The organism is Cryobacterium psychrotolerans (assembly GCF_900101115.1).
In the GTDB taxonomy this organism is placed as follows: domain Bacteria; phylum Actinomycetota; class Actinomycetes; order Actinomycetales; family Microbacteriaceae; genus Cryobacterium; species Cryobacterium psychrotolerans.
Map to the genome: position 1 here is coordinate 91551 of NZ_FNFU01000008.1, position 19390 is coordinate 110940.

Annotated in this window: 17 protein-coding genes, 1 tRNA gene and 1 pseudogene; 10 read left to right on the forward strand and 9 right to left on the reverse strand. The window is 65.1% G+C overall.

The annotated features are described in order from the left end of the window. Nucleotides 1-35: 35 nt before the first annotated feature. The 6 genes and pseudogenes from BLQ39_RS08855 to BLQ39_RS16270 all read right to left on the reverse strand — a co-directional run. On the reverse strand, nucleotides 36-524 hold the full coding sequence (locus BLQ39_RS08855; RefSeq protein WP_092323362.1) for a YajQ family cyclic di-GMP-binding protein: 489 nt from the start codon (nucleotides 522-524) through the stop codon (nucleotides 36-38). 492 nt (nucleotides 525-1016) lie between these two features. Beyond that, nucleotides 1017-1124, reverse strand: a complete 108-nt coding sequence (locus BLQ39_RS16225; RefSeq protein WP_092323431.1) for a YgjP-like metallopeptidase domain-containing protein — start codon at nucleotides 1122-1124, stop codon at nucleotides 1017-1019. Nucleotides 1125-1303: 179 nt separating this feature from the next. After that, on the reverse strand, nucleotides 1304-2014 hold the full coding sequence (locus BLQ39_RS08865) for an L-ribulose-5-phosphate 4-epimerase (RefSeq protein ID WP_092323363.1): 711 nt from the start codon (nucleotides 2012-2014) through the stop codon (nucleotides 1304-1306). 52 nt (nucleotides 2015-2066) lie between these two features. Beyond that, nucleotides 2067-3053, reverse strand: coding sequence for a sugar phosphate isomerase family (locus BLQ39_RS08870; RefSeq protein WP_198417071.1), 987 nt, complete (start codon nucleotides 3051-3053; stop codon nucleotides 2067-2069). 118 nt (nucleotides 3054-3171) lie between these two features. Then, on the reverse strand, nucleotides 3172-3639 hold the full coding sequence (locus BLQ39_RS16135) for a GntR family transcriptional regulator (protein WP_241986906.1): 468 nt from the start codon (nucleotides 3637-3639) through the stop codon (nucleotides 3172-3174). A gap of 93 nt (nucleotides 3640-3732) precedes the next feature. After that, a pseudogene (locus tag BLQ39_RS16270) lies at nucleotides 3733-4026 on the reverse strand (winged helix-turn-helix domain-containing protein); the annotation flags it as partial. A 213-nt stretch (nucleotides 4027-4239) separates the two neighbouring features. On the opposite strand from BLQ39_RS16270, the gene BLQ39_RS08880 reads away from it, so the two are divergent. The 3 genes from BLQ39_RS08880 to BLQ39_RS08890 all read left to right on the forward strand — a co-directional run bounded on the left by BLQ39_RS08880 (nucleotide 4240) and on the right by BLQ39_RS08890 (nucleotide 7975). Continuing rightward, the gene (locus BLQ39_RS08880; RefSeq protein WP_167738522.1) at nucleotides 4240-5286 is read left to right on the forward strand and encodes a carbohydrate kinase family protein; all 1047 of its coding nucleotides are present in this window, start codon (nucleotides 4240-4242) and stop codon (nucleotides 5284-5286) included. Between the two features lie 38 nt (nucleotides 5287-5324). Beyond that, on the forward strand, nucleotides 5325-6383 hold the full coding sequence (locus BLQ39_RS08885; RefSeq protein WP_092323367.1) for an aldose epimerase family protein: 1059 nt from the start codon (nucleotides 5325-5327) through the stop codon (nucleotides 6381-6383). Between the two features lie 581 nt (nucleotides 6384-6964). After that, nucleotides 6965-7975: an amidohydrolase family protein gene (locus tag BLQ39_RS08890; RefSeq protein ID WP_198417072.1), complete on the forward strand. Its 1011-nt coding sequence runs from the start codon at nucleotides 6965-6967 to the stop codon at nucleotides 7973-7975. Nucleotides 7976-8139: 164 nt separating this feature from the next. On the opposite strand, the gene BLQ39_RS08895 is transcribed toward BLQ39_RS08890, so the two are convergent. Continuing rightward, nucleotides 8140-8961, reverse strand: a complete 822-nt coding sequence (locus BLQ39_RS08895; RefSeq protein ID WP_092323370.1) for an MBL fold metallo-hydrolase — start codon at nucleotides 8959-8961, stop codon at nucleotides 8140-8142. Nucleotides 8962-8988: 27 nt separating this feature from the next. On the opposite strand from BLQ39_RS08895, the gene BLQ39_RS08900 reads away from it, so the two are divergent. Continuing rightward, on the forward strand, nucleotides 8989-9681 hold the full coding sequence (locus tag BLQ39_RS08900) for an NUDIX hydrolase (RefSeq protein WP_092323372.1): 693 nt from the start codon (nucleotides 8989-8991) through the stop codon (nucleotides 9679-9681). Between the two features lie 16 nt (nucleotides 9682-9697). On the opposite strand, the gene BLQ39_RS08905 is transcribed toward BLQ39_RS08900, so the two are convergent. Continuing rightward, a complete protein-coding gene (locus BLQ39_RS08905; protein ID WP_092323373.1) occupies nucleotides 9698-10711 on the reverse strand; it encodes a LacI family DNA-binding transcriptional regulator in 1014 nt (337 codons plus the stop codon). A 156-nt stretch (nucleotides 10712-10867) separates the two neighbouring features. Here BLQ39_RS08905 and BLQ39_RS08910 point away from each other — a divergent pair. The 3 genes from BLQ39_RS08910 to BLQ39_RS16230 all read left to right on the forward strand — a co-directional run bounded on the left by BLQ39_RS08910 (nucleotide 10868) and on the right by BLQ39_RS16230 (nucleotide 13469). Beyond that, nucleotides 10868-10949: transfer RNA gene (locus BLQ39_RS08910), tRNA-Tyr, on the forward strand. Between the two features lie 121 nt (nucleotides 10950-11070). Then, nucleotides 11071-11904, forward strand: coding sequence for an inositol monophosphatase family protein (locus tag BLQ39_RS08915; RefSeq protein ID WP_092323375.1), 834 nt, complete (start codon nucleotides 11071-11073; stop codon nucleotides 11902-11904). 299 nt (nucleotides 11905-12203) lie between these two features. Further along, the gene (locus BLQ39_RS16230; RefSeq protein ID WP_135109248.1) at nucleotides 12204-13469 is read left to right on the forward strand and encodes a M23 family metallopeptidase; all 1266 of its coding nucleotides are present in this window, start codon (nucleotides 12204-12206) and stop codon (nucleotides 13467-13469) included. 152 nt (nucleotides 13470-13621) lie between these two features. On the opposite strand, the gene BLQ39_RS08930 is transcribed toward BLQ39_RS16230, so the two are convergent. After that, complete coding sequence (locus tag BLQ39_RS08930) at nucleotides 13622-15289, reverse strand: glycoside hydrolase family 13 protein (protein WP_092323379.1); 1668 nt, start codon at nucleotides 15287-15289, stop codon at nucleotides 13622-13624. A gap of 174 nt (nucleotides 15290-15463) precedes the next feature. Here BLQ39_RS08930 and BLQ39_RS08935 point away from each other — a divergent pair, with 174 nt between their 5' ends. From BLQ39_RS08935 to BLQ39_RS08945, 3 genes are all read left to right on the forward strand, one after another. Further along, nucleotides 15464-16693 carry a sugar ABC transporter substrate-binding protein gene (locus BLQ39_RS08935; RefSeq protein ID WP_092323381.1) on the forward strand — a complete coding sequence of 410 codons (1230 nt, stop codon included), beginning with the start codon at nucleotides 15464-15466 and terminating at the stop codon, nucleotides 16691-16693. An 87-nt stretch (nucleotides 16694-16780) separates the two neighbouring features. Then, the gene (locus tag BLQ39_RS08940; RefSeq protein ID WP_092323382.1) at nucleotides 16781-18397 is read left to right on the forward strand and encodes an ABC transporter permease subunit; all 1617 of its coding nucleotides are present in this window, start codon (nucleotides 16781-16783) and stop codon (nucleotides 18395-18397) included. Then, nucleotides 18397-19311, forward strand: a complete 915-nt coding sequence (locus BLQ39_RS08945; RefSeq protein WP_092323384.1) for a sugar ABC transporter permease — start codon at nucleotides 18397-18399, stop codon at nucleotides 19309-19311. The genes BLQ39_RS08940 and BLQ39_RS08945 overlap by 1 nt, the downstream gene beginning before the upstream one ends. Nucleotides 19312-19390 lie beyond the last annotated feature (79 nt).

Sequence of the window (19390 nt, forward strand, 5' to 3'; positions counted from 1 at the left end):
TCAGGAGCCCGAGCTGCTGCGGTTTTCGGCGGAGGCTAGCGGAAGTTCACGAACTGGAGCGCGACGTCGAGGTCCTTGCCCTTGAGCAACGCCATCGTCGCCTGCAGGTCGTCCCGGCTCTTCGAGCTGACGCGCAACTCATCGCCCTGGATCTGGCTCTTGACGCTCTTCGGCGCCTCGTCGCGAATGATCTTGTTGATCTTCTTCGCCTGCTCCTGGTCGATGCCCGCCTTCAGCGACGCCTCGATCCGGTACTCCTTGCCCGACGCGTACGGCTCGCCGGCGTCGATGCTGCGCAGGGAGATGCCGCGCTTGATCAGCTTGGCCTCGTAGACCTCGAGGATCGCCTTGACACGTTCCTCACTGGTGGCCTTCATGAGTACCTTCTCGCCGCTCTGCTCGATCGAGGCCCCCACGTTCTTGAAGTCGTACCGCTGCACGACTTCCTTCTGCGCCTGGTGGAGAGCGTTGTCCGCCTCCATCTGGTCGACCTTGCTGACGATGTCGAACGTTGAGTCTGCCATGTGATTGCTCCCTTTATGCCATTTGATCAGGAATTTTAGCGCCTCGCAGGAAGTGTCCGGGCGTGTCAGCTTCCACGAGAGCTACCAGAGCGCTCGCATTAGCCCTGCTTGGGGGCATCTTTCGCCCGTTGCGTCAGTCCAATCCTAGGCGCGCCCCGACTGTCATCGCCCGGTAGCAAGATGCGAGCCAGGTAAAGCGCATCAGGCGTGGCGATTCGCCCATTATGCGCCGGCGATTCTCCGCGGTGTGCAGATCACCAGTAGCCTGCGCGCCGCGTTCCCGCACGGGGTTGCAACGGGCGCTGGCGCGCACGGCCACGCAACAGCCGCGCGCATTTGCGAGGGAGCTCATGGCGGACGAGTCATCCCGATGGCTTGGCCGGAGCACGAAAGCGTCACCTGGGGTCAGTTGCACTATCCGTAGGGTTCCGCAGGCTGATGCCCGGAAGGGCGCTCATCTACTCGCCCTGATCATTCCACTCGTGCATGTCCTCAATGATTCGGGGTGATGAAGCGCGGGATACCTTTTTTCCCATGATCGCGGTAGCGGAGATGCAGCAACTCGTGAGCTATGACGTAGTCCTGGAAGTCGTCCTCCATCACGGCGAGGTCTTCCGCGAAAGTGACGACCTTACCGGGCTGGCGCTGCTCCCGCCGGGCGTCGGCGATCGCCCGGGACTGGTCGGCGACCTACCGCAGTGTCTCGTCGAAGTAATCGTTCTGGCGGCCAGTGAGGAACGAGACTTGCTGGTTGTCGAGGGTGGTGGTGAGAGTAGGCATTAGCTGAGTGTTCCTTGCGGTGCTTGTCCGTAAACGTTCTGGTAGCGGTTGAAGAGTGAGTCGATCGCCGCTTGCGGGATAGGGATGAGTTCGCCGCCCTGCCGAGCGAGGTGCACGGTGCGGGCAACGTCTTCGACCATGACGGCGGCCTTGACGGCGTCGCGGGCGTCCTTGCCGATAGTGAACGGGCCGTGGTTTTGCATGAGTACCGCCCGAGACCGGTGCCCGGTCAGCGTTTCGACGATGCCGCGGCCGATCGTGTCGTCACCGATGATCGCGAACGTGCCGATAGGCACGGGGCCGCCGAATTCGTCGGCCATGGCCGTGATGACGCACGGGATAGCCTCTCCCCGAGCGGCCCACGCGGTGGCGTAGGCGGAGTGCGTGTGCACGACTCCACCCACCCCCGGCATGTGGCGGTAGACGTAGGAGTGCGCGGCGGTGTCGCTCGACGGTGACCGTTCGGAACCGGAGGAGCCAGGGATGACGCCACCGTCGAGGTCGCACAGGATCATGTTGTCCGGGGCGAGGTTGGCGTAGTCGACGCCACTGGGCTTGATCACGAAGAGGTCGGCGCCGGGCACACGCCCGGAGACATTGCCGCCGGTCCAGGCCACGAGCCCGTAGCGGGTGAGCTCGCCGTGCAGGCGAGCCACGTCCTCGCGGACACGGGCGATGGCGGCGTCGACGGTGGGGCCGAAGGCGCTCATGTCCGCGAGGACGCTGAGGCGAGTAATGCGCCCGCGTCGCGTTTTAGCGCCTTCAGGAGTTGCATGACGACGTTCGCACCCCGCCCGAAGGAGCCGTGCAGGAGGGCGTACTCGGCGACCAGTCTGACGTAGGTCGCGGCCGACTCGCAGATTCAAGAGCGAGTCCGAAATCCCATTCCGGGTGTCTGCTGATTGGGTGGTCGGCAGTGTCAAGGGTTGCAGTCAGTAGGGCATCGGGGTGTTCCTGCAACAGGGTGATCGGATACTCCGCATCTTGAGGGCTGAACAGGCCAACTCGAAGCGCCGTTTGTTTCCAAGACCCCGTGTCGCTGAAAAGGCGTATCTTCTGCGCAGCGAGAATCTGGCTCATGCCGAGCGTCACGGACATCGGAGGCACAAATTGGTATCCCGACCCCAGAACTCGTTGACCCAAGGCGATGATTGTGTCCCAATTATTGTCCTGTATGCGTATCGTCGACCGGCGGACCTCATCGACAGAAACCTGACTGTATGGGTTTCGGCGCGCCTGGTTATAAGCGACGTGGCCGTCCTGTCCCCAGCCTCCGTATGCGATGTCTATCGGCGCAGACGCAATCGCGTCCTCGACTTGGGCCATCGTTTCAGGCTCAAGCCAGTGGCGGTTCTCTTCCCTTATCGACAGCTCCGGTCTAATGGCGTCATAGAAATACTTCTCCATAAAGCCGCGGAACGAGTATGGGTGGGATCGCGGTAGGACGCGGCCCTCCCAGTCCAAGCATTCATCCATGTGGAACACCTCCACATGGTGCAGATTGACGCTCTCATCATTCACCAAACGCGCGAACGGCTCGTACCAGCCGCCCGGGCCGCAAGGAATGATCGCTCGGTACCGTCTGCCTTCTCGGGCGGCAACACTTATTTCGTCTACCAGCTCTCGCGCCATGAGCTCACCCATCGCGGCGCTGTCCGCGCAAAGGCGAAGCGGGGTAGTTCGGTCAGGGTGTGTTTGCAGATCTTCGACCCGCACACTGCACCAGGAGTAGAGATTGTTCTTGTTCATCTTGTTTCCGTTCAGTAGACGAGTGTTTATCTGGACCTGTGAACTGCTGTGCACAGCGCCAAGGAGAGTGACTCCGCGGCACGGAGGCAAAGGTGACCAGGCGGATGTTGCGAACCGTTTAGGGAACGAGCCGCGTCCGGTAGCGGTAGCGATCACCTCGGTAGACGATGACGCCCCGCTCGATTGTTCGCCCCTGCGCGTCAAAGAAGTTTTGGCGCACCTTTAAGAGCGGGAATCCTTCGGCCGCTTCCAGCAGCCGGGCTTGCTCAGCGTCAGCAACGACCGCTTCAACCTCTGCGTCTGCGACCACCGGGGTGGCCCCGGCGGAATGAAACGCGGCATGCAACGAAGTCTTCGTGAAGTCCTGAATGAGCGCCCCAGGCAGGACCTGAAACGGAATCAGGTTCTGATCTAGCGCGACTGCGAGTCCGTTCAACCGGCGAAGGCGACGAAGCAGGAACACATCCGCGCCCGGCGCGATCGCCAGCGCCTCCGCTTCGTCAAAGGTCGCGGGGCGGACGCGCTGTTCTAATACGACGGAGTCAGGTGTGAGTCCACGGGACCGTGCCATTTCGGTGAAGCTCATCAGCTTCCCCGGAGGTTCGAAGAGGGGGCGCGGTTCAGATTTCCGAGCATCGCTCGGAGGCCTGTACGCGCGTTCATCACGGATAAACCAGCCGCGACCTGGACTGGACTCCACGAGCCCCTTATCTTGGAGGTGATGGAGGGCTTGGCGCAGCGTGACGCGGCTGACGCCATGTCGAGCGCGCTGATCGGCCTCCGACGGGAGTTGCATACCGGGAGTACCCGATGACCTGATCCCAGTCTCAATCGCGATGGCAACCTGTTCCCAAAGAGCCAGTTTCGGATCGAGTTGTGACCCTTCCAACTCATTCAAAGTCCTCATGCACTCATGATGTGTGCAACAGGGAGGACTGTCAAGACGTGTATTAATGCAAGTATTGACGCGCATGGCTCCGGCCCCGCATGATTGTTGTGGTCGATGACGGTTCGCTCTCCGGCTCAGGGCGCGGGCGACTGCGTGTTCGCCAGACAGTCAGGCTTCCCTGTACCACCAAGTGCCGTCGCAAAAGAGAGAGACAGACATGGCTAATGACAAATTAAAGGCCAACCGTATTCGGGTTTCGTGTTTGCTCGTCAGAGACCGCGTGAGAGGTGGGTCGCAGTGATCTCCTCAACGGAGCCGCGGCTCATCGTGGCTACCGGAGGAATTGGATCGGGGATCACGTTGGCGCTGAATGGGAACGCCACCCTGGGTCGTGAAGAGAGTCGCGCAGCTGTTTTGTTGGAGTCGCGAGACTACTGCAAACTGCACATCGTTTCTCATTATCTGCAAACGCTACTCGGCCGAGACTTTCCCATTATCCCTGTTGGCAAGGTCGGGGCCGACGCCGCTGGCCCGATTCTGCTCGATGACATGCGCCAAATCGGACTGGACCTTCGCCACGTCAAGGTTGTGACCGGAAAAACCACGCTCTTCGCCGTTTGCTACATCTACCCCAATGGTGACGGCGGCAATTTGACTACTCAACGGTCAGCTTCAGACGACGTGAGTCTCGAGGACATTCGCGCGCTTGAGGACGAGTTGGAAGGCGTCGGAAGTGCGGGCATAGCCCTGGCCCTGCCCGAGGTCCCGCTGGAAAGCCGGGCCGAGCTTCTTCGGCTTGCTACACAGGCGGGGTTCCTGCGTGTTGCAGCATTCGTAACGGGAGAGGCCCCGGCGGTCCTATCAAGCGGGATGTTGGAAAGCGTTGATCTCCTGGCCCTGAACTTGGACGAAGCGAGGGCCTTTGCCAGCATCCCCCCGTCCGTTGAGTCGGCGCCTGAGATCGTGCATCGGTCAATGGAAGGACTGCTTCTCCAGAACGATCACCTGTCCCTCGTCATCACGGCCGGACGACACGGGAGTTGGACATGGGACGGAGAGTCCCTGCAACACACGCCGGCGCCCGAAGTCGCCGTCCTAAGCACGGCAGGGGCAGGAGACGCTCATTTGGCCGGCGTCGTTGCCGCACTTGCGCATGGAGTCGGGCTTCACGACGCGAATCGCTTTGCATCGATAATCAGCGCGATGAAAGTCGGGAGCGTACACACGATCAATCAGGAAATCACAGCCGCTACGGTGCTCGAGGCGGCACGAAATTTCGGGATTCTGATCCCAAACCATATGCAGCAGAGATTGAACGAAGTCGCCGCTGAACGGCTGGATTGACGCCCGCCTGCCATGAGATTCGAAGCGAAAGGCCTGCCATGAATAAAGAGCTATTTGGACAACTGTCCGACGGGCGTGAAGTCCACAAGGTCACGTTGGGCAACCGTTCAGGTGCGAGCGTCGAAATACTGACTTACGGAGGCGTCATCCGCTCCCTGCAAGTCCCTGATCGCGACGGTCACCTCAAGAACGTTGTCCTGGGTTTCACCGGACTGGACGACTACGTGTCGAGCAGTCCATATTTCGGGGCCATCATCGGCCGGTATGCCAATCGGATTGCGCAGGGCCGGTTCTCGATTGATGGCACGTCGTATCAAGTTTCAGTCAATGACTCGCCGAGCAGTCTGCATGGCGGCCACGAGGGCTTTGACAGGAAGATTTGGCAGGTCGCCGACATCGACGACAGTTCGCTCACCTTGCATTACGTGAGTTGCGACGGTGAGGAGGGCTATCCCGGAACGCTGAGCATCGACGTGCGTTATGAGCTGACCGCTGACAACACTCTTGAGGTGCAGTACGCCGCGACCACCGACGCGCCGACCATCATCAATCTTACGAACCACAGTTTTTTTAACCTAGGCGGGGAAGGCTTCGGAAGCGCTCTGGGCCATCTCGCTCAACTTGACGCGGAGAACTTTCTCCCAGTCGGGGAGGACCTGCTCCCCACTGGCGAAATACGAGCCGTGGCTGGAACAGAGATGGATTTCAGGACGGCGCGCGCCATCGGCGAACGAATCCGGACTGGCTCACGACAGATCCAAATTTCAAAAGGATATGACCATAACTTTCTGCTGAATCGATCCAGGATTGACGGCTCCGGATTAGCATTTGCAGCACGCTTTGAAGAGCCGAAGTCCGGGCGAACGATGGAGGTATGGACAACGGAACCTGCCGTGGACTTCTATACCGGTAACTTCCTGAATGGGGGGCTGGTTGGTTCGGGCGGAAACGTATACCGGCAGGCAGACGCTTTTGCAATTGAGCCTGAGCGGCCCTCCAACGCTCCAAATACGCCTGGATTCGAATCGGCTGTGCTTCGTCCCGGAGAGCTCTACCAGAGCACGAGCCAGTATCGTTTCGGCGTTGCTGGCATCTAGCCCAGTCTGGTTACCCGCGAGGATGCGGACGATCGGGGCGACCCATGCCCACCCATCACACATGGAGGACGAGTATTGAGTACACGGACGGGTTCGAATGAACCGAACACCCTTTCATCCGCGACTGAAACGGGAGGTCAGCGAGATCTCTCCCTGACGCTGATCCACTCGGCAAACTTGGTGACCGGCGGCCGAGTTGCCGACGATGCGTGGGTCCTCTTCGGCGGCGACACTGTCCTCGCCTCCGGTGTATGGACATCTCTTGACGAGTCGTTGCGGAGGGTCGTCGGCGAGCATCGGCCAGAGCACGTCGTTGACGCTAAAGGTCTCTGGCTCACTCCTGGGTTCATCGATATCCATTGTCACGGGGGTGGGGGAGGGTCGTTCCACGAGGGAACCGAGAATTGGCACCAGCAGGACCTCCGGCCCGGCCGCGCACTGTTCTGCTCGGTTCCACTGTCTCATCGCCCGACAACTACGAAAGGCCAAGCATGAACCACCCGGTCCCACCGCCTACATACCTTCCGCTCAATGACTACCGACCGCAGCCGCAGGTCGTGCTACCCGCTCACCAGCGCCTGATGGCCAAGTTTCCCGCGGTCGACGCCCACACGCACCCGGGGCGGTGGCTGAGCGACTGGGTGGGTGAGCCCGGCCGCTGGCTTGTCGAGGACGTAGCCAGGTGGATAGAGAAGATGGCCGCGTTCAACGTGCACGGGTTCGTAAACCTCGACGGACGCTGGGGTACAGAGCTTCGAGAGAATCTGGAGCGGTTCGACTATGCGTTTCCTGGTCACTTCGCGACCTTCGCTCATTTGAACTGGTCGGTCCTGGAAGAAGGCGCGGGCGCAGACGTACTGGTTTCCCAGCTGGTCGAGGCCGCACGGATGGGCGCAGCAGGAATCAAGATATGGAAAGACCTCGGCTTGAGTATTCGAGACTCTGATGGCGTTCTCGTGCTCCCCGACGACCCCCGGCTGACTCCCGTCTGGGAGGCGGCGGCCGAACTCGAACTTCCGATCTGGTGGCATATTGCCGACCCGGTCGCCTTTTTCGAGCCCGTCGACCAGCGGAATGAAAATTACGAGATGCTGATCGAGCGACCGGACTGGTCTTTCCACGGCAGCGGGCGACCCACATTCGCTCGTCTGATGGAAGCGCTTGAGCATGTAGTCGCGGCGCACCCCGCTGTCACCTTCGTTGCCGTCCACGCCGGCTGCTATGCCGAAAACCTTGGCTGGGTCGGCCGCATGCTCGACAGCTACCCGAATCTCAATATCGACATTGCTGCCAGGCTGGCGCAACTCGGACGTCAGCCGCGAGCAACCCGCGAACTCATCTTGAGGCATCCCCACAGGGTGCTTTTCGGCGCCGACGAGATCCCTGCGTCGGGCGAGAGCTACCCAACCCACTTCCGCTTTCTCGAAACGGAGGACGAGTACTTCCCCCATAGTGCGGAGAATCCCCAACTGATGGGGCGCTGGATGATTTCAGGAATCGACTTGCCCGACGACGTCCTGCAAGCGGTGTACTCGCAGAACGTGCTGCGGTTAATTCCGAGACTCGCGTCGCGGCAACCAGCCAACGGCTGATGTTCCCGGACGCGTTTTAGGTCAGCGACGACGGGAGGGTGGCTCGCGATGGTGCCGAGTGAATATGAATGATCAGGTCCCCTCACCCCAGCATCAGTGTCGACCCCCAGGAGACCCCCAGAACCATCTAGATGTATAACGTTGGGTCTGCCATGCCTGCAATGCTAACGAGTTCCGCCTGGGCCGGGCTGGCTCGATCCCGCGAGGTAGGCCAGTTGCGCGCGAACGGATGCCTCTGCGGCGGATCGCACCGCGGCATCCGCCTCGGCGTACACGCGATCGGTGACCTGCTCGACCGTCGCGTCCGGCCCGAGGTCGACCAGCGATCGGCGCACCTGGTCGAGGCGTTCGCGCCGGTGCGCGAGGTAGGCCTCGCAGATCGCCGCGAGGTCGGGCAGCGACGGGCCGTGGGCGGGCAGCACGGTGGCCGGTCCGAGCGCCCGCAGCGTGGACAGGGAGCGCAAGTACGGGCCGAGGGCGCCGTCGGGGTGAACGATCACGCTCGTTCCGCGCCCGAGGATGGTGTCGCCGGTGATCACGGAGCCGTTCGGCCCGTCGTCGGGCAGGTGGAAACAGACGGAATCCGCCGTGTGGCCGGGCGTCGCGATGACGCGGATGCGAGTTCCCGCCGCGCGAATCTCCTCCCCGCCCTGCAGCGGTTCACCGTTGACACAGAACGCGGGGTCGACTGCCCGCACCCGGGCGCCGGTCAGCCGCGCGAACCGCTCGCTCGCGGCGGTGTGATCGGGGTGGTGGTGAGTGATGAGCACGAGCTCGACCGGGCCCGCCCCGGCCAGCGCGGCCAGGTGGCCGTCATCGACCGGGCCGGGGTCGACCACCACGATCGACGCGGCGCCCGGCGCGCCGATGAGGTAGGAGTTGGTGCCGTCGAGCGTCATCGGACCGGGGTTGGGAGCGAGCCGCCTCCGTGTCAGGAGGCTGCTCCGGGCGATGCCGTGCCTGCCCGATGTCCCGTCGTTGCCCATGATCGGCAGCCTACTATCGTGGCTTACATGCACCCCAGTGAAGCTCCCCGGCCGGCGAACGACGCGGAGCCGGCAGCGACCGTCATCCTCCTGCGGGACTCCGCCCGGGGCATCGAAGTGCTCCTGCTCGAACGGCCGCATCATCGCGGGTCGTTTGCCGGTGCCTGGGTCTTCCCCGGCGGGCGCGTCGACCCGGAGGACGCCGCGGCGGTGGCGGCCGGCGACGAGCAGGCCGCGGCCCGGCAGGCCGCGGCGCGGGAGACGCTCGAGGAGACCGGCCTCACGGTGACGGTCGAGTCCCTGGTGACGGTCGCGCGGTGGACCCCGTCGGAGACCCAGGCGAGGCGCTTCCAAACCTGGTTCTACTACGCGAAGGCGCCCGGCGACCCGGTTATGCTGAACCCCGACGAGAGCGTCGACCACATCTGGATTTCCCCCGCGGACGCCCTGGAGCGCCACGCCTCGGGACTGTTCCGGCTGGCGCCGCCGACCTGGGTGAGCCTTAGCGCGCTCGTGGGCGCCGACAGCGCCGATCACGCCCTCGCGCGGGCGCGCGCGGCCGCTCCCGACTACTTCGAGTCGCGGTTCCACGCCGACCCGCGCGTGGTCCTCTGGGAGGGCGACGTCTCCTTCGGCGCGCCGGAGCTCGTCGACGCGGAAGGCCCGAGGCATCGCCTGGACATGACCGTTCTCCCATGGAGGTACGAGCGCACCTCCTGAGCCGCGACCGGACCGGCTACTGGGGCCGGGCCGTGCTCGAGCGCACGATGAGTTCGAACGGCATCGGGGTGTTGAGGCCGGCCTGGTCATGCTTGCCCGGATGCAGCTGGTCCAGGAGGATCCCCACCGCTGCCTCCCCCTGCCCCTTGGGGAACTGCGCGATCGTGCTCAGCCCGAAGAACTCCGCCAGCTCGTGGTCGTCGATGCCGATCACCGAGACGTCCCGCGGCACGACCATTCCGAGGTCCCGAGCGGCCAGGATGCAGCCGATCGCCATCTCGTCGGACGCCGCGAAGATGGCGGTGGGCCGGTTGTGCGCCCGGCCGAGGAGCTGCTTGGCGGCCTGGTAGCCGCCGGGCATGGTGAAGTCCGCCGGTTGGAACAGCTCCGGCGACGGGTCGATCCCGGCCTCGGTGAGGGCGTACTCGTACCCGATGCGGCGGTTCGTCGGAAGGTGGAAGTCGAGGTCGAGTGCCTTGTTCCCGCCGATGTGCGCGATGCGAGTGTGGCCGAGGGCGAGGAGGTGCTCGGTCGCCAGCCGCGCGACGGCGACATCGTCGATGGTGAGCGTGCGCACGCCGGGAATCGGGCCGCCCACGCCCACGAGGGGCTTGCCGAGCGCGTGCAGGCGGGCCACCTCGTTCTCGGTGAGTTCGAGCGAGATCGCGATCACGGCATCCACCCGCTGGCGCAGCAGGAAATGCTCGAAGACGCTGCGTCGCTCTTCCCCGCCGCCGGTCAGGTTGTAGAGGGTGAGGTCGTAGCCGTTGCGCAGGAGGGTCTGTTGCGCGCCCTCGACGACGCTGGAGAAGAACCACCGGTTGAGAAAGGGCACCACGACGCCGATGTTCTTCATCCGGCCCGACGCGAGGCTGGATGCGGTGGAGGACACGACGTAGCCGAGTTCCCCGGCCGCGGCTTCGACCTTGACCCGGGTCGCCGGTGACACGTGGGCGCTGCCGCTGAGCGCGCGGGAAACGGTGGCGGTGGAGACGCCCGCAAGGCGGGCTACCTCGTCGATGCCGACCATGGGGTTTCCTAACCGGACTGAAGACGGGGGTCAGGAGGAATCATATCGACGCCGGGAGCGCGCCGATCGCACCGCTGATTTCTCACTGGGGCCCTGAGCCTAGTATTCTGATTCAGCGCCTCCGGTCACGTGTTCTCATATGGTCGGGTGCGTACTGGCGAGTTACCCAAGTGGCCAAAGGGATCTGACTGTAAATCAGACGGCGTAGCCTTCGTGAGTTCGAATCTCGCACTCGCCACAGCCCCGGTGGTGACCGGGATGACAGCCCCGCCCGACCTCCACGGAGGCCCGGGCGGGGCTTCTGCCTTTCTCCCGGGCGGGGCTTCTGTGCTTCTCCCGGGCCGGGCTAGTTTGGTGCCATGACCGCGACCGTGCCAGCCGGACTGCTCACCCTCGCCCGCGAGACCGCGCTCGCCGCAGCGGGCCTGGCCCGCCGCCGACGGGACGAGGGTGTCTCCGTTGCCGCCACGAAGTCGTCGGCCGAGGACATCGTCACCCCCGCCGACCGGGAAACCGAGGCGCTCATCCGAGGGCTCCTCGCGGAGGCCCGGCCGAACGACGGATTCTACGGCGAGGAGTCCGAGGCCACCGCCGGCAGCTCCGGACTCACCTGGGTCGTCGACCCGATCGACGGCACGGTCAACTACCTCTACGGCATCCCCGCCTACGCCGTCAGCATCGCCGTCGTCGAGGGCGACCCTGACCCCGACACCTGGACCGCCCTCGCCGGCGCGGTCGTCAACCCGGCCACCGGCGAGGCGTTCACGGCACTGGCCGGCGCGGGCGCCTACCTGGCGGACCGAAGGCTGCAGGCCAACACCGGAGTGCCGCTCGCGCTGGCCCTGCTGGGCACGGGCTTCTCCTACAGTGCCTCTCGGCGGGTGGACGAGGCGACGATCGTTCGCGCGCTCATCGGCCGGGTTCGGGACATCCGTCGCATGGGGTCTGCCGCCCTCGACCTGTGCGGGGTGGCGGCGGGTCGACTCGATCTCTATTACGAGCGCGGACTCAACCCCTGGGACCACGCGGCGGGCGCGCTGATCGCCCGGGAGGCCGGCGCCAGGGTCGGCGGGCTCGGGGGCGATCCCGAGGGCCGCGGGCTCCTCATCGCCGGTGCGCCCGACGTCTACGACGCCTTCGAGCCGCTTCTCGCCGAGATCTTTGCGGGCCGCCCGGCCGAGGCGGACGACTGAACCGGATCCCGCGTTCGGCGGGGTCTCAGACCGCGGAATGACGCGGATCCCGAGGGGCTTGCGGGTGTCCGGAAGGTGAACGGACGGGGGCGTCGCCACCCCCGTTTTCGGGTGCCATCCGGGCGGGTCGACTGGAATTGCGGGCCCTCGAGGACTAGCCTTGACCCAATTGTTATTTTGGCGCTGGCCAAGATGAGCTCCACGCCACCTGACCGCCGCTCCGAAAGTCCTGCCCTTTGTCACGTCACTCTTCAGCCCCGGACGCCTGTGTGCCCGGTGCGGGTGACCCCGCTGGGACTGTGCAGCCGCTCACTCGCCGCGAGCTTCGCGAACAGCGCGAACGCGATCTCCTCGCCAGTGCACCCCTCGCCCCCGCCGCGCCCGTAGCGGCAGCTCTCGAGCCCGCACCGATGCCGGCGCCCGCTCCGCTCGCCTTGGCCGATGCGCACGATGACGCGCCGCCCGCGCCGCCCGCTCCGCTCACTGCGGTCGCCGATTTCCTGATCAGCGCCGAGCTCAGCGAACCCGACCTCGTCCCGGCCGTCCTGACCGAATCCGACCGTGCCGTCGCGGCACCGCCGGTGGGCGACCTGGTCTCGGCGTTCGAACTGCTGGTGGCGGAGGTCCCCACCACCACGTCGACGGCGATTCCGCTGCCCAGCCGCGCCCAGCTGCGCGCGCAGGAGCAGGAGGCCCGTTCGGCCAGGTCCCGCCGCAAGGAATTCTCCGGACGTCGGGCTGCCGCGCCCGCTGTTCCCCTTGCGCCGCCCGCCGAGCCGGCCCCGGCCCCCGCGTCCTTTTCGCCGACGGTCCGCGCCGCGACCCCGCCCGTCCGGCCCGCCGGCGACCGGGCACGCACGATGGCCGCGAAGAGCCTCACCGTGGCCGCGATGGCCTTCGTTGCCCTGATGGCGGTCTCCACCTCCCTGCCGGCCGAAGCGCTGCTGTCCTCGGCCGACGTGCAGGCCGCCGCCTTCGACGCGCAGCGATCGACGAACGGCGAACCGGCCCAGATGCTGGCTCGCGCCAGCGGGACGGACACCATCACGGTCAACCGCGACGGCTACAAGGCGCAGACCATCGCCGAGGTTGCTGCGGCCAGCGGCATCCGGATGGAAGCGACCTTCACCAACAACCCGAACGGCACCATCCAGTGGCCCTTCGCCGTTGGCGTGCACATCGGCTCAAAGTTCGGCTTCCGCGACTGCGCCGGCTGCTCGAGCAACCACCGCGGCCAGGACTTCAACCCCGGTATCGGCGCGCCCATCCAGTCGATCGCCGACGGCGTCGTGAGCCAGGCCATCGACGGCGAGGGAAGCCTCGGCGTGCACATGGTCATCGACCACATGATCGACGGCGAACTGGTCTCCAGCGTCTACGCGCACATGATCCACGGCTCGATGCTCTTCAAGGTCGGTGACGTGGTCAAGGTCGGCCAGGTGGTCGGCAAGACCGGCGACACGGGCATGTCGACCGGCCCGCACCTGCACTTCGAGATTCGACGCGGCGGCCTGAACGGCACCCACGTCGACCCGCTCGAGTGGCTCTACGCCAACACGAACTAGGTTCGCGCGCCAGCGCGTCCAGCGCCCTGCGCCCAGCGCGCACCCTCACTCCACCACGGACTTCTCCGACTGAGTCGCGGAGAAAGTACCTTCGTTGGCGAAGTGAAGGTACTTTGTCCGCAACTCAACGTGGACGGGCGCCCGGGGGCGACCTACGCGCGGAGCCAGGCGGTGGTGTCGCCGGGAAGGGTGCGCCCGGTCAGGGTGTCGCTGGAGAGCAGGACCTCACCGCCGGGGAGTACCACGGGAGACGCCCCGGTGTTCGCGAGGACCAGCACGTCGCCGTTCCGGAACGCGACGACCGCGTCCCCGAAGCCGTCCAGCCACTCCACCCCGCCCAGGGCAAGCGACTGCTCCCGGCGCAACCGCAGGGCGAGCTTGTAGAGCTCGAGCGTCGAACCGGGCACGCCCTCCTGCAGGTCGCGCGCGAGGTGCGCCCACTCGGCCGGCTGGGGCAGCCAGCTGGCCTCCGACGGGCCGAACCCGTAGGACGGCGCCTCCGCCTGCCAGGGGATGGGCACGCGGCAGCCGTCGCGGCCGTAGCGCTCCCCGCCGGTGCGGAACCAGGTCGGATCTTCGCGGGCGTGGTCGGGCAGGTCGACCACCTCGGGCAGGCCCAGCTCCTCGCCCTGGTAGAGGTAGCTTGAGCCGGGGAGGGCCAGCATGAGCGCGGTGGCGGCGCGGGCGCGGCGCAGGCCGACGGCCGGGTCGGGCAGTCCGACCGTGTTCGGACCGATGCCATGGCCCTGCAGGTTGTCTCCGGACAGCGCCAGCCGGGTCGCGTGGCGCACAACGTCGTGGTTGGACAGGACCCAGGTGCTCGGCGCCCCGACCGCCCCGAAGGCAGCGAGGGACTCGTCGATGACCCGGCGGAGCGCCGGTGCCTGCCACGGCGTCTCGAGGTAGGCGAAGTTGAAGGCCTGGTGCATCTCATCCGGGCGCACCCACTCGGCGACCCGGGCGAGCGGGTCGACCCACGCCTCGGCCGCGAGGATCCGCTCGCCGGGGTACTCGTCGAGGATGATGCGCCAGTCCCGGTAGATGTCGTGCACGCCGTCCTGGGCCCAGTACGGCGGCGAGTCCGCAGGCTCCGAGCTGATGCCGGGCTCGAGGCCGCCGCCGCCGCCCATGCTTCCGCCGACGGCCGGCTTGGTGTAGTCCGGGAGGCCGACGGCCTTGATCATGCCGTGCGCGACGTCGACGCGGAATCCGTCGACTCCGCGATCAAGCCAGAAGCGCAGGACGTCGCGGAACTGCTCGCGCACCCAGGGATTGTCCCAGTCGAAGTCGGGCTGGGTGCTGTCGAAGAGATGCAGGTACCATTGGCCGGGCGTGTCGTCGGGGTCGGTGACGCGTGTCCAGGCGTTGCCGCCGAAGACGGACTCCCAGTTATTCGGCGGAAGCTCACCGGCCGCGCCCTGGCCGTTGCGGAAGATGTAGTGCGCGCGCTCCTCGCTGCCGGCCCCGGCGGCGAGGGCCGCCTGGAACCACGGGTGATCGCTCGAGGAATGGTTGGGCACGAGGTCGACGATGACCCGGATGCCGAGCGAGTGGGCGGTGCGCTGCAGGATGTCGAAGTCCCCGAGGGTGCCGAAGAGCGGGTCGACGTCGCAGTAGTCGGCGACGTCGTAGCCGGCATCGCGTTGCGGGGAGGTGTACATCGGCGACAGCCAGATGGCGTCGATCCCGAGTTCCTGCAAATCGGGGAGGCGGCCGGTGATGCCGGCGAGGTCTCCCATGCCGTCGCCGTTCGCGTCAGCGAACGAGCGCGGATAGATCTGGTAAATAACGGCGGTTCTCCACCACTCTGAGCCTGTCATGAGGAAGACTTTACGGCATCCGGACCATCATGGAAGCGTTTGCATAGAGGTGAATTCCGGTCAAAATAACGAACTGGTACCGATTGTATTTTGTTGAGTTGTCAATCCCTCAATGACGGGTTATACATGTAATCGCTTGCATTTTTGTCAGCGTTCCTCTAGAAAGGCACACCAATGATGGTGAAAAAGAACGGCCTGCTCGCTGCCGGTGCAGTAGCAATCGTCGCAACACTGGCTTTGGCCGGATGCTCCGCGGGCACCGAGAAGGCGGACCCCGCCAAGAACTCCGGCTCCCTGACCGTCTGGGTCGACGCCGAGCGCATCGACGCATTGAAGGATGCCGCTGCGTCGTACACCGACGAGACCGGCGTCAAGGTCAAGCTCGTCTCCAAGGACAACGCAAAGCTGAAGGATGACTTCATCCAGCAGGTTCCGTCCGGCAAGGGGCCCGACGTCACCATGGGCGCCCACGACTGGCTCGGTGAGCTCGTGACCAACGGCGTCGTCGCCCCGATCGAACTCGGCGACAAGGCAGACGGCTTCCTCGACGTCGCGGTGAACGCCTCCACGTACGAGGGCAAGACCTACATGCTCCCCTACGCCATCGAGAACCTGGCGCTGCTGCGTAACGCCGACCTCGTCAAGACCGCACCCACCTCGTACGACGACATGATCGCCAAGGGCACGGCTTCCGGCGTCAAGTACCCGTTCGTCGTGGAGCAGGGTGCCGACGGCAACCCGTACCACCTGTACCCGTTCCAGACCTCGTTCGGCGCACCGGTGTTCGGCACCGACGCCGACGGTGGCTACGACTCGACCAAGCTGGAGCTCGGCAACGCGGGCGGCGTGGAATTCGCGACCTGGCTCGGCAGCCAGGGCAAGAAGGGCACCGGCGTCTTCAACACCGAGATCACCGGTGACATCGCCAAGGATGCCTTCACCACCGGAAAGGCAGCTTTCTGGCTGACCGGACCGTGGAACGTCGGAGCAGCGAAGGAGGCGGGCATCAACCTCGCCGTCGACACCATCGCGCCGCCGTCCAAGGACGCGGCCCAGCCGTTTGCCGGCGTCAAGGGCTTCTTCGTCAGCGAGCAGAGCAAGAACAAGGTTGCCGCGAACGACTTCCTGGTCAACTACCTCGGCACCGAGGCAGTCCAGACCGAGCTCTTCAAGTCCGGCAACATCCTCCCCGCGCTCTCGGCTTCGGCCGAGGCCGCATCGGCCGACCCGATCATCGCCGGCTTCGCGGCCGTCGGTGCCGAGGCCGTCCCGATGCCGGCCATCCCGGCAATGGGCCAGGTCTGGCAGTTCTGGGGAATCGCGCAGGCGGCCGTCATCAACGGCGCCGACCCAGCGGCCACCTGGACGAAGCTGTCGGCTGACGTCACGAAGGCGATCGGCTAACACCCCCCTCATTCCCCGGGCGGATGCGTACGCGCATCCGCCCGGGGATTCGCTATTGGCAGGTTGAAGGCTAGGGATACCAGGCACATGAGCATCATCACCGACGAGGACGTCGCCAACGAAGAGAAACCGAACAGGCGCCAGCGACAGGCCGCACGGATAGCCGAGGCGGCCTCGGCCGGCCTCAAGGCCATCCTGGTCAAAATCATCCTGCTCGGCCTCGTCGATGCCATCGCACTGTATGCGCTCTTCGTGCTCTTCGCCAAGGGCCAATGGATCGTGTTCGGCCTCGTGCTCGCCGTCACCCTCATCGTCAACTGGATCTACTTCTCGCCGGGCAAACTGCCCGCCAAATACCTCACCCCCGGCGTCATCTTCCTGGTGATCTTCCAGATCTTCGCCGTCGGCTACACCGCCTACATCGGCTTCACGAACTACAGCACCGGTCACAACAGCGACAAGGACCAGGCCGTCTCGGCGCTGATGAGCTCCGCGCTGGAGCGAGTGCCGGACTCGCCCACCTACGCGGTGACCGTGGTCGACCGGGTCGGCACGCTCAGCCTGCTCGTCACCGACCCCGACGGCGACGTGAGCATCGGCAGCAACGACGAGCCGCTGCAGCGGGTCAGTGACGCGACCGTCGAAGGCGGCAAGGCCGTCGCCGCCGCCGGATACACGTCCCTGAGCTTCCAGGACGTCGTCGCGCGCACCGATGAGATCACGAAGATGGCGGTCCCGTACTCCGAGGATCCCAACGACGGAAGCCTGCGCACGCCCGACGGCCGCAACGCCTACCTGTACCTGTCGACCCTCGTCTACGACGAGCAGGCCGGAACGATGACGAACACCGGGACGGGCGTGGTCTACTCCGACACGGGCGAGGGCGCGTTCACCTCACCCGACGGTGAGGCGATGCTCCCGGGCTGGCGGATCAATGTCGGCTTCGACAACTTCGTGCGCGCCTTCACCGACGAGGGAATCCGTGGCCCGCTGGTCTCGGTGACCATCTGGACGTTTTTCTTCGCCGGCATCTCCGTGGCGTCCACGTTCCTGCTCGGGCTCTTCCTCGCGATCGTCTTCAACGACCTTCGGATGAAGGGGCGCAAGTTCTACCGCGTCGCGATGATCCTGCCATACGCGTTCCCCGCGTTCCTTTCCGCGCTCGTCTGGGCCGGAATGCTCAGCGAGAGCTTCGGATTCATCAACCAGGTGCTGCTCGGCGGCGCGCAGATACCCTGGCTCACCAACGAGTGGCTGGCCAAGTTCAGCATCCTCCTGGTCAACCTGTGGCTCGGCTTCCCGTACATGTTCCTCGTCTGTACCGGTGCCCTGCAGTCGATCCCGGAGGAGTTGCAGGAGGCGGCGACAGTCGACGGGGCCAGCCCGTGGGCCGTCTTCCGCCTGATCAAGCTGCCGCTGCTGCTCGTCTCGGTGGCACCGCTGCTGATCGCGTCCTTTGCGTTCAACTTCAACAACTTCAACCTGATCTACATGCTCACCGGGGGCGGGCCGCGCGATGCGGAAGCCAGCGTGAACGTGGGTGCCACGGACATCCTGATTTCGATGGTCTACAAGGTGGCGTTCACCGGGCAGACCCGGGATTACGGCCTGGCGAGTGCGTTCTCGATCATCATCTTCATCCTCGTTGCTGTCATCTCGATCATCAGCTTCAGGAAGACAAAGGCGCTGGAGGATCTCAACTAATGAAAACGACAACCCGCACGACCGCGGAGGCCACCGGCTTCGTCCCGGTCAAGCGCCCGTTCACCCTCAAGCGCTGGTTCGCGTCGACCGGCTGGCGGCATGTGGTCGGCCTGGTCATGGTCGTGTTCTCGACGTTCCCGCTGCTCTACGTGTTGTCGGCGTCCTTGAACCCGCACGGCACGCTCACCGGCTCCAACGCGCTCTTCTCGAAAATCGGCTTCGACGCCTACGTGCGCATCCTGAACACGCCGGAGGCTCCGTACGCAGCCTGGTTCGGGAACACCCTGATGATCGCGGGAATCACGGCGCTCGGCAGCGTCTTTCTCGGCGCTCTCGCCGCCTACTCCTTTTCGCGGATGCGCTTCACCGGGCGCCGGACCGGCCTGCTGACCATCGTGCTCGTGCAGATGTTCCCGCAACTGCTCGGGGTTGTGGCGATCTTCCTGCTGATGAGCACGATCGGGGACATCTTCCCGGCGATCGGGCTGAACTCCCAGATCGGCCTGATCATGGTGTACCTGGGTGGCGCGCTGGGCGTGAACACCTTCCTGATGTACGGATTCTTCAACACGATTCCGGCATCCATCGACGAGGCCGCCAAGATCGACGGCGCGAGCCACGCGCGCATCTTCTTCACGATCATCCTGCGCCTGGTCGCCCCGATCCTGGCCGTCGTCTCCCTGCTGTCGTTCATCAGCACCACGAACGACTTCGTGCTCGCCAGCGTGCTGCTCGTCGACCCGGAGAAGCAGACCCTCGCCGTGGGGCTCTACCGCCTCGTCTCCAACCCGAACTACGCCGACTGGAGTGCCTTCTCGGCCGGCGCGGTGCTCGCGGCGCTGCCCGTCATGGCGCTGTTCCTGTACCTCCAGAAGTACATCGTCGGGGGGTTGACGGCCGGTTCGGTGAAGTAGGCCGGCGCCGGAGTTTTCTCCGTCCGCCCGGAAACGGCCGAGCGGTCACAGGGCGGCCGGATGGGTGATAATCTTTTAC